Source organism: Bacillus sp. SIMBA_005, assembly GCF_046535585.1.
In the GTDB taxonomy this organism is placed as follows: domain Bacteria; phylum Bacillota; class Bacilli; order Bacillales; family Bacillaceae; genus Bacillus; species Bacillus pumilus.
The window spans coordinates 1-236 of record NZ_JAWRWI010001163.1 but is presented as its reverse complement, the minus strand read 5'-3'; the positions used below and the strand labels follow the sequence as shown (position 1 = coordinate 236).

Annotated in this window: 1 protein-coding gene; it reads right to left on the bottom strand. The window is 72.5% G+C overall.

Annotated elements, in window-relative coordinates; translation table 11 throughout:
* Positions 1 to 236, bottom strand: a 236-nt coding sequence (locus tag SB660_RS23755; protein WP_410585060.1) for a hypothetical protein, incomplete at both ends; no start/stop codon positions are given.

The following is a 236-nucleotide window of genomic DNA, read 5'->3' as shown; positions in this document are numbered from 1 at the left end:
CGACTGACCACGCGCTCCGCGACCCGGTCGGCGCCGAGGCGCACGGTGTCGACCTCGCGATAGCGGATGCCGGCGTCCTGCCAGTCGACGGCGGCGTCGCCGTTGCGGTCGGACGTGAGGAACACGGTCACCTTCGGCAGCTCGTACGTCGTCACCCGCGCATCGACGGCGGTCGTCGGGTGGATCAGCCAGGGGCTCGATCCGATCTCGGCCGTGCGTCCGCCGGCGGTCGTCAC